Annotated in this window: 11 protein-coding genes; 5 read left to right on the top strand and 6 right to left on the bottom strand. The window is 56.2% G+C overall.

All coding sequences use genetic code 11. The features are described from left to right. Positions 1-78 precede the first annotated feature (78 nt). On the top strand, positions 79-1,053 hold the full coding sequence (senB, locus tag BM035_RS18650; RefSeq protein ID WP_254775536.1) for a selenoneine biosynthesis selenosugar synthase SenB: 975 nt from the start codon (positions 79-81) through the stop codon (positions 1,051-1,053). Here senB and selD read toward each other — a convergent pair. The 4 genes from selD to BM035_RS18630 all read right to left on the bottom strand — a co-directional run bounded on the left by selD (position 1,050) and on the right by BM035_RS18630 (position 6,126). Beyond that, positions 1,050-3,326 carry a selenide, water dikinase SelD gene (gene selD, locus BM035_RS18645; protein ID WP_092033672.1) on the bottom strand — a complete coding sequence of 759 codons (2,277 nt, stop codon included), beginning with the start codon at positions 3,324-3,326 and terminating at the stop codon, positions 1,050-1,052. The genes senB and selD overlap by 4 nt on opposite strands. Then, a complete protein-coding gene (locus tag BM035_RS18640; protein ID WP_053115323.1) occupies positions 3,326-3,994 on the bottom strand; it encodes a helix-hairpin-helix domain-containing protein in 669 nt (222 codons plus the stop codon). Before BM035_RS18640 ends, selD begins: the two co-directional genes overlap by 1 nt. A 40-nt stretch (positions 3,995-4,034) precedes the next feature. Next, the gene (locus tag BM035_RS18635) at positions 4,035-4,433 is read right to left on the bottom strand and encodes a hypothetical protein (protein ID WP_008171578.1); all 399 of its coding nucleotides are present in this window, start codon (positions 4,431-4,433) and stop codon (positions 4,035-4,037) included. 172 nt (positions 4,434-4,605) lie between these two features. Next, positions 4,606-6,126, bottom strand: a complete 1,521-nt coding sequence (locus BM035_RS18630; protein WP_008171577.1) for a carbon-nitrogen hydrolase family protein — start codon at positions 6,124-6,126, stop codon at positions 4,606-4,608. Positions 6,127-6,274: 148 nt separating this feature from the next. On the opposite strand from BM035_RS18630, the gene BM035_RS18625 reads away from it, so the two are divergent. Continuing rightward, positions 6,275-8,161 (top strand): methyl-accepting chemotaxis protein, encoded by a 1,887-nt coding sequence (locus tag BM035_RS18625; protein WP_092033670.1) that lies wholly within the window; start codon positions 6,275-6,277, stop codon positions 8,159-8,161. A gap of 14 nt (positions 8,162-8,175) precedes the next feature. Here the strand turns inward: BM035_RS18625 and BM035_RS18620 are convergent, their stop codons facing one another. Then, a complete protein-coding gene (locus BM035_RS18620; RefSeq protein ID WP_092033669.1) occupies positions 8,176-9,132 on the bottom strand; it encodes a hypothetical protein in 957 nt (318 codons plus the stop codon). On the opposite strand from BM035_RS18620, the gene BM035_RS22680 reads away from it, so the two are divergent. Both BM035_RS22680 and BM035_RS18615 read left to right on the top strand, forming a co-directional pair. Next, positions 9,063-9,335, top strand: coding sequence for a hypothetical protein (locus BM035_RS22680; RefSeq protein ID WP_175497419.1), 273 nt, complete (start codon positions 9,063-9,065; stop codon positions 9,333-9,335). The two genes, BM035_RS18620 and BM035_RS22680, sit on opposite strands and share 70 nt — an antisense overlap. Next, a complete protein-coding gene (locus BM035_RS18615; protein WP_041645218.1) occupies positions 9,319-9,873 on the top strand; it encodes a YiiD C-terminal domain-containing protein in 555 nt (184 codons plus the stop codon). Before BM035_RS22680 ends, BM035_RS18615 begins: the two co-directional genes overlap by 17 nt. Before the next feature lie 5 nt (positions 9,874-9,878). On the opposite strand, the gene recQ is transcribed toward BM035_RS18615, so the two are convergent. Continuing rightward, on the bottom strand, positions 9,879-11,747 hold the full coding sequence (gene recQ, locus BM035_RS18610; RefSeq protein ID WP_092033667.1) for a DNA helicase RecQ: 1,869 nt from the start codon (positions 11,745-11,747) through the stop codon (positions 9,879-9,881). A gap of 217 nt (positions 11,748-11,964) precedes the next feature. Here recQ and BM035_RS18605 point away from each other — a divergent pair, with 217 nt between their 5' ends. Continuing rightward, a complete protein-coding gene (locus tag BM035_RS18605; RefSeq protein ID WP_008169692.1) occupies positions 11,965-13,161 on the top strand; it encodes a lysophospholipid acyltransferase family protein in 1,197 nt (398 codons plus the stop codon). Positions 13,162-13,170: the final 9 nt, after the last annotated feature.

The following is a 13,170-nucleotide window of genomic DNA, read 5'->3' as shown; positions in this document are numbered from 1 at the left end:
TTGCGGGTTTAATTGGCTCAGGGCCGAACACTTCATTTTTCAGTAAGCTGGGTTCAATCAAAGACAATGCATCTCATAATGATCACGCCGGCGCAGCCGGGTTCGAAAGCAGGAAACCGGGCAACGGCGGAACGGTGGGAGACCTTGCTGGAAAATGCCGGGCACTCGGTCGATGTGGTTACTGAATACCACGGGGAACCCTGCGATGCGTTCATAGCCCTGCATGCCTGGCGTAGTGTCGATGCCATACGACATTTCCGCGAAACCTGGCCTGAGAAGCCGCTCATCGTGGCTCTCACCGGCACGGATATCTATCACCACCAGCACGAATACCCGGAAGACACCCGGTATTCCATGGCCGCGGCCGATGCGCTTATTGGTCTGCACGACCTGGTAGCCCAAGACATACCCGCCGGCTTTGCCAGCAAACTGGTCACGCTATACCAATCGGCTGAGGGGCCGGAGGCCTTTCCGGCGGCGCAAGCGGATCTCACGAAGGAGAGTTTTGGCGTTTGTGTGATTGGTCATCTTCGGGACGAAAAGGATTCTCTGCGGGCGGCTTATGCCGCGCGATTGCTTCCGAAGGACTCGAAGGTACAGGTTTTTTGTGCCGGCAAGGCCCACAACGACGCGTGGCACAACAAAGCAGAGCGGGAAATGGCTGAAAACCCACGCTTCCACTGGCTCGGCGAGCTGGATAAAACCTGCACCCGGCAGTTGATGGCGAACAGCCAGTTAATGGTGATCAGCTCGGTAATGGAGGGTGGCGCAAACGTGGTCTCCGAGGCCTGCCGGGCTGGCTTGCCGGTGTTGGCATCCGACATTCCGGGCAATGTTGGTTTGCTGGGGCGTGATTATGCCGGATATTTTCCCGTTGGCGACGAACAGGCGCTGGCCGGATTGCTCCAACACGCAGAGACCGAACCTGCGTTTCTCGAAAGCCTAAAAGCGCAGTTTGGTAATCTGGCCGAGCGTTTCCTGTCCGAAAAAGAACAGGCATCCCTGGAGCAGGCGCTACACCTTGCAATGCAGCGCTGCTCAGAGGGACGTTAATCCCGCAAGGAAATAGGTTCGATGGGCCCCGATTCATCCTGGGCGGTAATCCGGCCGATGATGGCTGTGTGCGGATAGCCCAGGGCTTTCAGTTCCCTTACACACTCCTCTGCCTTGTCCGCCGCAACGCTTGCCAGCAGACCACCCGCCGTTTGAGGGTCAAAAATCAGGGGATATCGAGCATGATTTACCCATTTTTCCTGATCCCGGATACCCCGGCGCAAGCGGATGTTTGCTGGTTGCAGGGAACTAAGGATCCCTGCTGCCGCTGTTTCCTCCGCGCCCGGAAGTATCGGGATGGCAGAAAGATCCAGTTCGGCATCCACACCCGAGGGCTTGGTCATTTCAACCAGATGCCCGAGGAGGCCGAAGCCAGTAACGTCTGTACAGGCTTTGGAACCGAACTTCCGGAGACAGTCTGCTGCCGCCTTATTGGACTGAACCATGGAGGCGAGTGCAGAATCAATCCATCGACCTTTAGCCGCCAGCTTCGCGTGTGCGGCAAACAGGGTGCCTGTGCCGATGGGCTTGGTGAGAATCAGGGCATCGCCGGCTTTCAGGCCACCTTTGCTCATGACTTCTTCCGGGTCGATCAGGCCGTTGACTGCAAAGCCCAGGGCCAGTTCCTTGCCCTCGCCGGTGTGCCCGCCAACCAGCGCGCATCCTGCCTCGTTCAGCACTTCAACAGCACCAGACATCATCTGATAGACGACATCCTCAACCTTGGACTCGATGCCGTAAGGCACCGTGGCAACGGCCGTGGCACTCTGGGCTTCGGCGCCCATGGCAAAGACGTCACCGAGGCTATGATTGGCCGCCACCTTGCCAAAGATGTAGGGGTCGTCAATGAACGCACGGAAGAAATCCACGGTGTGAACCACGGCTTTGCCGGGCGGCACCGTCAAAACGGCGGCGTCGTCCGGGGCGTGAAGGCCGATCAGGATATCGTCCCGCTCGATGGGTTTCAGCTCTCCCAGGGCACGCGAAAGAACGGTGCTGCCCACCTTGGCGCCACAACCACCACAACGCATGGCAACCGCCGAAATGGCCTGGGAGGCTTCCTCGGCATTCTGTGCGGCAGCCGTATCCGGCAGTTTGGATTCTTCCTCCATTGGAGGCAGATCATTGAACTTCTTCATGAAGCGGCGATCGATCCAGTCTTTCCAGCGCCAGACCCAGGCGCCGTCGAACTGCAAATCTCCCCGGGAGGCCACAGCGTACTTGTCCCCGGTGCTGATTAGCGCTAACCACTTCTTCTGAGGATGAAAATCCTTCGGATCCTTGCCGGTTGCAAGCCGCTTGAGGTTGTCGGCGAGGGGAGGTCCCTGTCTTACCGCAAATACCCCCGCTTTTTCTCGGGGGTGATTCAAGACGTTGGCAATATCGCCAGCAGCAAAAATGCTGTCGTCATTCTCCACTTGCAGGGTATCGCGTACTCTCAGGAACAGACCATCGTCCAGCGCCAGGCCTGTTTCCTTGAGCCATTCCGGGCCACCAGCCCGGGTTACCCAGAGCACTTCGTCCGTTTGCAGGGTTTCGCCGGATTCGGTAATCAATAACCCTTCCTGAACCTTGCTGACTGGCGATCCCAGATGGACCTTCACACCACGATTCGACAAGGTTTTTCGGAAAACCTCACGCACCTTGGGGTTGTGGGTCGTTAGAATTTGGTCGGCGGCGTCGAAGAGGTGGAAATGCAGCTGATCGGGATCTTTACCACGCTGTTTCAGTTCATTCTTCAGTCGAAACTGCATGGCGAGGGTCAGCTCAACGCCACCGGCTCCGGCGCCAACCACCGCAACCGCCAGCGGCCCGTCGTGATTCTCGATACGGGAAAGCAGTGCAAGCCAGCGGTTGTTGAAGCCGGTGATCGGCTTAACCGGAACCGCGTGGTCGGAAGCGCCTTCCACTTCATTGACCCGCGGAGACGAGCCAATATTGATGGACAGTATGTCGTAGGGCACATCCGGGCGACCGCGGCAGATAACCCGCTTCTGATCCCGGTCGATGCCCATGGCTTCGGCCCGGTAAAAGCGCGCACCGGCGTACTCCGCCAGGCGGCTCAGATCGATGTGGACATCGTCGTAGCTATAGTGGCCGGCCACGTAGCCAGGCAGCATGCCGGAATAGGGGGTGTGGGTGTCGCGGCAGATCAGGGTCAGGCGCACGCCGGGGACAGGGTTCATGGCGAACCGCTTGAGTACCCCGACGTGGCTGTGCCCGCCGCCAATCAGGACAATGTCCCGTAAAACAGGCTGGTCAGGCGTTCGCATCAGCTGATTTTCTTGGCTTCAGCGCTGAATTGGCTGTATCCCTTGACGTTTGAGAAGGCCTTCAGCTTTTCCTGATCTTCGGCAGACGGATTGGCGATCTGGTCGATGGAGGTAATGCCAGCATCCTTCATCTTCTTCGCGGTGGCCGGGCCGATACCTTTAACCAGTGTCAGGTCACTCTTGTCGACCGGCTTTGCAGCCTTGGCAGCTGGTGCTTTCTTGGCTGAAGGCTTCTTCGCAGCCGGCTTTTTCGCCGCAGGCTTGCTGGTCGCGCCTTTGGCTTTGGAAGCTGTTTTGGCGGTTTTCTTAGGCGCTGATTTCTTGGCTGCCGTGCTGGCCTCTTTACTCACTTCATCTGTGAGCTTCTTGACCTCTTCACCTGCTTCCTTGGAAGCCACGCCAAGCCGCTCGAGAATGCTGCTTTGCAGTTCATGGAACTCTTCCAGGCGGCGCTCAAACTCTTCGTGGAAACGCTTCATCTCGCGGTCGCGAAGCTCGTCGATTTCCTTGAGTAGCTTGCGAACAGGCTCCTGAACCTGGTTCTGCAGGCTGTCGAACTGCTTCAGCGCATCGTTCACCAGGCCTTCGATCTGGGAAGAAGTCTTTTCGAACTCCTTGTTGACCTTTTTCACGATTTTATCAACGTTCTGTTTGGCTTTCTTCGCCATGGAATGTCTCCTTACGGGCAGGTTTCAACGAAAATCAATATCAGGCCATCTGCCGGAAACCGGACATGGAGCCTGGGGAACGACGTGATTTGAGCGACTGTTTCTTGGATAGCACTTCCCGGATTCTGCGGAGCTTTTCCGCCAGCGATGAGCTGCCGTTGGAGTCGAGCTCTACAAAATCGATTGAATAGAAGAAATTGCTGCAGTGTTTTCTGCGTTCGGTCACCAGGCCGGCGAGTCCTTCTGCGCGGATCTTGTCGAACGGCATGTCCATAACGAGATCGAGCACCACGGTATCACCGGGGTTGAACACTTTGTCGGTTTTCATAACACAACCGTAGCCGTCCAGCTCATAAAGGGCGGCTTCGACAAGTTCCTTCCGAAAAAGGCCTTGTCTGACTCGGAATCGTGCGACAAGGTCCGGCAATGCTTCGTTCATGAATCGGGTTCTCTGGTGATTTCCGTATCCACAGCAACCTGTCTCATTGGGAGACAGGCTGGATATTGGTTAAACAATAGACACTGAATTCTAGTTTTGCAACGCCATCAGTGCCATACGATCGACCGCTAACGCAGTTATTTAACAATTTCACCTGGCTGATCGGGCCAGTTTACTTGGTCTTCAATTCATACATATCAACGCGACGATCTTTCAGGTTAGTGACAGACCCCTCGTTACGCACCAGTTTCAGCTTTTCCAGGTCCATATCGGAGAACATGATCATCTCCGTATTCGGAGTGGTTTCCGCCATAACTGCATCGTGCGGGAAGGCAAAATCCGAGGGTGAGAATACGGCAGACTGGGCGTACTGGACGTCCAGGTTCTCGACTTTCGGCAGGTTGCCAACGCTACCAGTGACGACCACATAGCATTCGTTTTCGATTGCGCGGGCCTGGGCGCACTGACGAACCCTGAGGTAGCCGTTTTTGGTGTCGGTCCAGAACGGCACCATGATGATATCAACCTCCTGGCTGGCAGCAATACGGCCCAGTTCAGGGAATTCGATGTCATAGCAGATCATGATGGCGACCCGGCCGGCATCGGTCTCGAAGACCTCAAACTGGTTGCCGCCCTCGATCACCCAGTCGCGGCGTTCATGGGGCGTGATGTGAATCTTGCGTTGCTCATCAACACGACCGTCCCGGTGGCAGAGATAGGACACGTTATACACCCGATCGTTTTCGATCAGTGGCATGGAGCCGGTGATAATGTTGATGTTGTAGCTCACCGCCATTTCAGACATCTCTTCCCGGAACTGCTGGGTAAATCCGGCGAGGAAACGGATGGCCCGGGTCTGGTCCATCTGATCGGTCAGTCCCATTAGCGGCGCGTTGAAAAACTCCGGGAAGATGGCGAAGTCACTTTTGTAATCAGATAAGGCATCCACGAAGTACTCGACCTGCTCGAGCACCTCTTCAACCGAGGTGAATTCACGCATCTGCCACTGCACGGCGCCCAGCCTTATCTGAGTTTTCTTGACGCTCAGAACCGGGGAAGGTGGGGTATAGAGAATGTTCCGCCATTCCAGCAACGTCGCGTAGCCCTGGGATTTCTCATCCTCGGGCAGGTATTTGTGCATCAACCGCGTAACCTGGAAATCGTTCGAGAGCTGGAAACTCAGAATCGGATCGTAGATTTCCTTGCGATCGACCCGCTGAATGTACTCTTCGGGTGAATACTGTTCGGCGTATTTAAAGTAGCTCGGTATGCGCCCGCCCGCCAGGATGGCACGCAGGTTCATGGAGCGGCAGAGTTCTTTTCGCGCTTCGTAGAGTCGACGACCAAGTCGGTAGCCCCGATAGTCGGGGTGGATAAAGACATCCAGCCCATAAAGGGAGTCACCATTGGCGTTGTGCCAGATCTTCTCGTTACGGAGGATCAGATCGTCGTAGGTGTGCGGGTTGCTGAAACGCTCGTACTTAACGCAGACCGTCAGTGCAACCGCAATAAGCTGGCCACTTTCCTCAATGCAGATCTGGCCGTCGGGGAACTGCTCCACCAATGCCTTGATGGTGTCCTTCGGCCAGGAGCCTCCGATGTCGTCGTATACCCGATCCATAAGCTTCTGAAGCTGATCGTAGTCATCAAGCCTCAGGTTCCGGAGGTTGAGGTGCAGTTCTTCATGGGCCATTCAGTTCGGCTCCCGTTCGTTATGGAATGAGGACAATGTCAGCGTCTGCGTCAATAATTGGAAAGTTTAACAGAAGCCGCTAAAGACTTCGCACCATGGGCCGAAACACACATTAACGAATATCAATTTTATTGCTGAGGATTCGACCGTGCAGCTGACATTCGGGCAAAAGCTCCTGACTGCTTTCGGTATTCTGTTGCTGTTGGTTATGGGGGCTTTTACGCTCTCTGGCGATTTACGATTACAAAGCACCACCGAAACCTATGTGAACGCGCTGATCGACGACACCGTGCAGCAGAGCACGTCGAGCATCGCAGAGTGGCTCAATACCCGGCTGGTGATGACTGAAGCCGCCGCCAAAGCCCTGGAGAATGCCGAGAACGACGAAGAGGCGCGGGTCATTCTTCAGGCTATTACCACCGGCGGCGGCTTCCGGGATGTCTATGTCGGGCGTACCGACGGCTACATGCTGATGAAATCGCCGGAGGCGAATGCCACGCTGCCAGCGGATTACGATCCCCGCCAGCGCCCCTGGTACAAGAAGGCCATGAGCCTCGGAAGCGCCTCGTTCACCGAGCCGTATCAGGATGCCAGCACCAACGACATGATCATCTCCACACTTGCGCCCGTGAAGCGCGGTGAATACGAAGGCGTGGCCGGTGCTGATATCGGCCTGGGCGCGATAGCAAAAACCCTGAGCACAGTCACCCTTGCGGACACCGGTTACGCCGCTTTGATCAATGAGCGAGGCACCATACTGTTCCACCCAAGGCAAAACCTTGTCGGCAAGAACATCAGTGAGCTCATTGGCGGCAAGCCGGATCTTGGCGGGGATGCTCACGAATACAGTAATGATGACGGCAACTGGGAGGCCAGCTTCCATCCGATCAGTGAAGCGCGCGGCGTGCAATGGTATCTGGGAACCTTTGTCAACGCGGACAAGATTAACGCACCGGTCCAGAGCGCCAGAATGACTGGATTGATCATGGCCGTGATCGGCCTGATCGTTTCTCTGGTGATTCTGCACCTGGGCATCAAGGTTCTGATGGCGCCGGTTCGCCGTTTGAACAAGGCCATGGCGGACATTGGCAGCGGCGATGCCGACCTGACCCAGCGCCTGGACGACAGTGCAAAAGATGAATTCGGTGAGTTGGCCCGGAGCTTTAACCAGTTTGTCGAGAATATCCAGACGGTTGTTCGGGATGTCCAGAAGGGTAGCGCCGAACTCGGGGAAAATGTCAGCTCGCTGAGAGATACCGCCAGTACCAGTCGTTCGAGCGTGGAGAGCCAGCAGGCCGAGATCGACATGGTGGCGACCGCGATCAACGAGATGTCGGCCGCTGCCGGCGAGATCGCCCAGAACGCACAGCAAACCGCAGACGCCGCCAACACTGCGGATGCAGACAGCCGTGCTTCGCTGGAGACCGTCGCTGCCTCCCGGGACGCGGTGCAGAAGCTCTCGAAGGAGATTAATGCGGCCGCAGAGGTCATCCACACGCTTGGAAAGGACGTTACGTCAATCACAACAGTGCTTGAAGTGATTCAGGGTATTGCAGAGCAAACCAACCTGCTGGCATTGAATGCCGCCATTGAAGCGGCTCGGGCCGGTGAAGCAGGGCGGGGCTTCGCAGTTGTGGCAGACGAGGTACGTAACCTTGCCCAGCGCACCCAGTCCAGCACGGAGGAAATCAACGACATGATTGAGCGTCTGCAGAAGGGCGCAAATGATGCGGTCGATGTCATGAATGCCTCAACGGCGGTATCCAATGTCAGCATGGAAAAAGCGCAGGATGCCATGGATGCCCTCAACCGGATCGCCGAGGCAATCACGTCCATCAGCCAGATGACGTCGCAGATTGCCACAGCATCCGAAGAACAGACGTCGGTTACCGAGGAGTTGAACTCGTCGATTACCCGGATTGCGGATCAGGGCCAGGAAGCGGCGGCCGCGGCCACAGAAAACGATGTTTACAGCGGGCAGATTGAACGCATCGGCACCGCACTGAACCAGAACGTGTCGAGGTTCCGGGTGTAAGCGCAGAGCGCCCGCTAGCGGCTTAGGACTTCTAGCCGACGGCGCAGGTTCTCGAAGGTTTTGCGACCAACGTAACGGGATTCTTCGCTCAGGTACGGGTTTTCGAGGGTAAGGACCGTACGCTCGTCGAGATCAAGCTCTTTCACAGCGCGGGCGTAGTAGTGCCTGAGGAAATCATTGAAGCTGCCATCGTGGATGGCGCGTTCGATTCCCAGCTGAAGGCGATGGGCGGTTTCCTGGTCTTCGGGACCGACAAAGAGATAGGACGGCATCGGGTAGGCGATCAACAGATCAGGCTCAATTACCAGATTAGGATCCTGCTCCAATTCCAGGTCGTAAAGCACTTCGCTTACGCCCCTGGCAAAACACTCGAAGCGTTCATTACGCAACATTCCGAACAGTATTTCGTATCGGGAGTGAGTGACCACCGGAATACCGTTGGCTTCAAGTACCGGTGTGTCTGGCCAGTGGGCGCCCTGGCCAATCCGAATCTGACTGTCTCTCAAGTCATCCAGAGTCTTGATTCCCGCAAACCGGGGCAAGGATTCCGGCATGACCACGCAAACCCGAAAACCGAGCAACCCGCCATCGACCGGAAACGGTATGGCGGTCAGGGACTTCTCCCGTTCTGCGGAGGTAGCGACATTGGCGATGTCGACTAATCGTGACTGGCCGTCTGTCAGTTCCCTCAGTACGCGGCCCTGGCTCAGCTCTTCACTTCTGATTATCTGAAATTCTCCGTACTCTGGCGTCTTCTTCAAAGCAAGCTCCACCAGGGCCCGGATGGCAGGGCTGTCGTAATTCCGGTACCAGAGTACGTAACCGCGCACGGCGGCTGCCTGCGACGCAGTGGTCGATGACGTTGTGGCTGAGAGTGGTCCTGCCGCAAGGCAGAAAGCCAATGGCATCAGGCAAAGAACCAGTTTTCGAAACCGGTGGAAGACCAGGGAAGCGGGCAGAGAATATTCCAAATCAGAGATCCTTTCTTACTACTGGAAAAACCGGCTATCAAGCAGTCATGATTCAGGCACGCATCCTCACTTTAGAACAGAAACTCAAAAATAAATCAGACAACATCCAAAAAAATTGTAAAACCTTCTTGCGAGCACTGAAGTCCGTTGTAATCATCAGTTCCCAATCAATTTCGGAGCTTGGCAATGGCAATTATCGATAATCTCATCGGAGCGACCGGTCAATGGGTGGCCAGTACCGACCCCAAGGCTACACTGGCCAGCCCTCTGGCCTGGCTGAAGAAAACGGGCGGGTACGCAGCGGTGAACAAGATCATCGGTCTGTCGATTCCTTTTGCACCACGGAACAACTTCAGCGTTGAGGAGGTCAGGCCAGGATATGTAAGAGCGAAAATCCGCTTGAAAGGCAACAAAAACCACTTCGGCAGCCTTTATGCGGGCGCGTACTTCCTGGTAGCCGAAATTCCCGGTGGCGTGCTGACCCTATTTGATCTGGGGCCTTCGTACACGCCGATTCTCAAGGAAATGACGTTGCAGTTTCTCCAGCCAGCCAACAGCGATGTCACTGTAGAATTCACCCTGGATCCCGAAACCGTGGCAGCAATTCTTGCTGACGCTGACGAGACCGGGCGGGCGAAATTCTCCCTGGAAGGCAAACTGGTGGACGAAGAGGGCAACCATGTAGCAACCTCCATCGCCCATTACCGCGTGCGGAAGAAAGGGTTTAAAGCAGAGGCCTGAATAATTCAGGCCTGTTCGAGGCCAGCGATGGTTTGCAGGAAAATCTCGCCGTATTTCTCAAGCTTGGCGGCGCCCACGCCGCTGACTTCCGCCAGCTCATCCAGGGTGCGCGGTTTGCGTTCCAGCATTCCAAACAGGGTAGTGTCATGGAAAATGACGTAGGGCGGCACGCCCTGTTTGTCAGCCAGCTCCTTGCGGCAGGCTCGAAGCGCCTCCCAGCCGGCCTTGTCGGTAATCTGTTCTGAGACCGGCGAACCCGACCGGCCGCCGTTTGCCCGGCCGGTTGTCTTCTTGATTTCCGGATCCTTGCGCAGCTCAATGGTCTGCCTTCCTTTCAGCAGTGGCCGACACTGCTCGGTCAACTGGAGCGCACCATAGCCCTCCGGATCTGCACGGAGGTAACCATTGGCCACCAGTTGCCGGTAGACCGATTTCCACTCGTTGGCACTCAGTTCGTTTCCAATGCCGTAGGTTGACACCTGGTGGTGCCCGGATTGGAGAATCCGCTCGTTTTCCGAGCCTCGCAGAACATCAATCAGATAGGTAACGCCGAAACGCTGGCCCGTGCGGAAAACGCAGGAAAGGGCTTTCTGGACGGCGACAGTTCCATCCCAGGTGTCCGGTGGATTCAGGCAGGTGTCGCAATTGCCGCAGGGTTGCTCAAGCTCGTCCCCGAAATAACGCAGCAGCACCTGACGCCGGCAACTGGTGACCTCACAAAGACCCAGCATCGCATCCAGCTTCTGCCGTTCCACGCGCTTGAAATGATCGTTACCCTGTGAGCTTTCCAGCATCTGGCGCAGTTTGATGACATCCTGCAGGCCATAAACCATCCAGGCCGTAGATGGCTTGCCGTCCCGCCCGGCCCGACCGGTTTCCTGGTAGTAGGCTTCAAGGCTCTTCGGCAGATCCAGATGGGCGACAAAGCGTACGTCCGGTTTATCGATACCCATGCCGAAGGCGATGGTGGCAACAATAATCACCCCGTCTTCACGCAGGAACCGCTCCTGGTGATGGGCACGCTGTTCCGCGGACAGGCCTGCATGATAGGGCAGAGCGGTATAGCCTTTCTGGGCCAGGGTTTTCGCGGTGGCGTCGACCTTGTTCCGGGACAGGCAGTAAACGATGCCACAATCGCCCTCATGTTCCGCTTTAATAAAATCCAGTAACTGTTTGTTCGCGTTTATTTTTGGCGCTATACGGTACTGAATGTTGGGGCGATCGAAGCCACTGACGAAGTGTCTTGCCTCTGTCAGTGACAGTCGTTCCGCAATCTCCTTTCTGGTTCGCTCATCCGCGGTTGCGGTCAACGCGATGCGGGGTACGCCTGGAAACTGTTCTGCCAGCATGCTGAGCTGAAGGTAATCGGATCGGAAATCGTGACCCCATTGGGACACACAATGGGCCTCGTCGATAGCGAACAGCGAGATGGAGGCGTCATGAAGCAATTCGATGGTGCGCGGCTGTATCAGTCGTTCAGGGGCGCAGTACAGAAGGTCAAGCTCACCGGTCATGAGCGCGTATTCGGTCGCCCGGGCCTGCTCGAAATCCATGGTTGAATTCAGGAACGCAGCCCGGACCCCTAACTCTTTCAAGGCCGCAACCTGGTCCTGCATCAAGGCAATCAGAGGTGAAATTACGATCGCAGTGCCCGAGCGAACCAGCGCCGGTACCTGGTAGCAAAGAGATTTACCGCCCCCTGTCGGCATGAGCACAAGCGCATCGCGGCCTTCCGATACTTCCCGGATGATGTCACCCTGAAGCGGACGGAAGGATTCATAACCAAAGACTTCGTGCAGCACCTGTTCCGGATCACGGCCCGAGGTGGTTGGGCGCTCGGTGGAAAGCTGTTCGAAATCCTGATCAAGATACATAGAATAACCGGTTGCTCGGCCTGGAGCCGCTGTATTGATTCGGGTGGAGTGCCGGGTTCGGCGCAATGGCGAATGATACCAGATTAACCCTGAGGATTGGCCAGCAAACCCACGGGCCGGGTGGAGGCAAACTAATCTAAGAAACGCTACAATACCGCGTTTTTGAACCACCGTTTCACGCCATACTGTGACAGACACTGATAACAACAGGGCTTCCATGCAGGAATTTGATGCCATCCGTCCCTATTCGGACGAAGAAACCGGCGCTGCTATCAACCGCTTGGTCAACGATCAGGAATTTCTGGATATGGTCGGTCGCTTCAAGTCACCGACTCTGGCCCGCTGGGCGCCGGCCATGTTGCGTGTATTTACCCGTCGCTGGTTAAACAGCCATTTTGGTCACTACACACGAGTCGATGATCTCCAGGCCGGGCTTTCCAGCTACGTGGGTGAGCTGGTTGAGAGCACAACCACACGAGTAACGACCAGCGGGCTGGAGAACCTCGACAAACGCGGCGCCTATCTGTTTATTTCAAACCATCGGGACATTGTTTTCGACCCCATGGTGGTGAACTACCAGCTGTTCCAGAATGGTTTCCACACCACCCGGATTGCCATTGGCGACAACCTGCTTGCCAACCGGGTGTTCGCTGAAATGATGCGACTGAACAAGAGCTTTGTAGTGCGACGCAGCATGACAAGCCCCCGCGAGATGCGTGATGCCTACATCACACTCTCCGGCTTTATCAACCACAGCATCGATACCAATCACAGCATATGGATTGCCCAACGCGAGGGCCGGGCGAAGGACGGGCTGGACTTTACCGATCCCGCCATCATCAAGATGTTCTATATGAGCCGTAAGAAAAGCGGGCTCGGTTTTGACGAAGCCATGAATCGGCTGCATGTGGTGCCAGTTTCCATTGCCTACGAGTACGATCCGTGCGATGCCGACAAAGCCCAGGAGCTGGAAACCCGGGCCCGGACCGGCCAGTACATCAAGCGAGAGGGTGAAGATACCGAACAGATCATGAAGGGACTGACCGGTTTCAAAGGGCACGTGCATGTGCACTTTGGTGCGCCCATCCATGATTCACCGGATAACCCGAAAGATCTGGCCGCCCGTATAGATCGGGAGATGCATGCAAACTATCACCTGCATGCCTCCAACCTGGTGGCTTATCAGCAGCGTGGTCTTCATCCCCAGGCCCACGATACGCCGGATACCGTCAGCGATTCAGTGGTCACTGCCGAAACCTGGTCACCGGCGGAAATGGAAGCTGCTGAAGCCGAGATGGAGCGGAGACTGGAAGCCTGCGATCCGGCCATCCGGCCTTATCTGCTGGATATGTATGCTAATCCAGTGGTTACCGCGCTCGAAGCCAATGCCGAGAAATCCGGCCATTCCGAATAAACCGGTACA

Origin of the sequence: Marinobacter sp. DSM 26671 (genome assembly GCF_900112835.1) — a bacterium.
In the GTDB taxonomy this organism is placed as follows: domain Bacteria; phylum Pseudomonadota; class Gammaproteobacteria; order Pseudomonadales; family Oleiphilaceae; genus Marinobacter; species Marinobacter flavimaris.
The sequence above is the reverse complement of the archived record's forward strand: the minus strand, read 5'-3'. Positions and strand labels throughout refer to the sequence as shown.

What these genes read in the sequence shown, in the direction of transcription:
- senB (WP_254775536.1), top strand. Translation starts at nt 79, where the DNA reads ATGATCACGCCGGCGCAGCCGGGTTCGAAAGCAGGAAACCGGGCAACG.
- selD (WP_092033672.1), bottom strand. Translation starts at nt 3,326, where the DNA reads ATGCGAACGCCTGACCAGCCTGTTTTACGGGACATTGTCCTGATTGGC.
- BM035_RS18640 (WP_053115323.1), bottom strand. Translation starts at nt 3,994, where the DNA reads ATGGCGAAGAAAGCCAAACAGAACGTTGATAAAATCGTGAAAAAGGTC.
- BM035_RS18635 (WP_008171578.1), bottom strand. Translation starts at nt 4,433, where the DNA reads ATGAACGAAGCATTGCCGGACCTTGTCGCACGATTCCGAGTCAGACAA.
- BM035_RS18630 (WP_008171577.1), bottom strand. Translation starts at nt 6,126, where the DNA reads ATGGCCCATGAAGAACTGCACCTCAACCTCCGGAACCTGAGGCTTGAT.
- BM035_RS22680 (WP_175497419.1), top strand. Translation starts at nt 9,063, where the DNA reads ATGGCATCAGGCAAAGAACCAGTTTTCGAAACCGGTGGAAGACCAGGG.
- BM035_RS18615 (WP_041645218.1), top strand. Translation starts at nt 9,319, where the DNA reads ATGGCAATTATCGATAATCTCATCGGAGCGACCGGTCAATGGGTGGCC.
- recQ (WP_092033667.1), bottom strand. Translation starts at nt 11,747, where the DNA reads ATGTATCTTGATCAGGATTTCGAACAGCTTTCCACCGAGCGCCCAACC.
- BM035_RS18605 (WP_008169692.1), top strand. Translation starts at nt 11,965, where the DNA reads ATGCAGGAATTTGATGCCATCCGTCCCTATTCGGACGAAGAAACCGGC.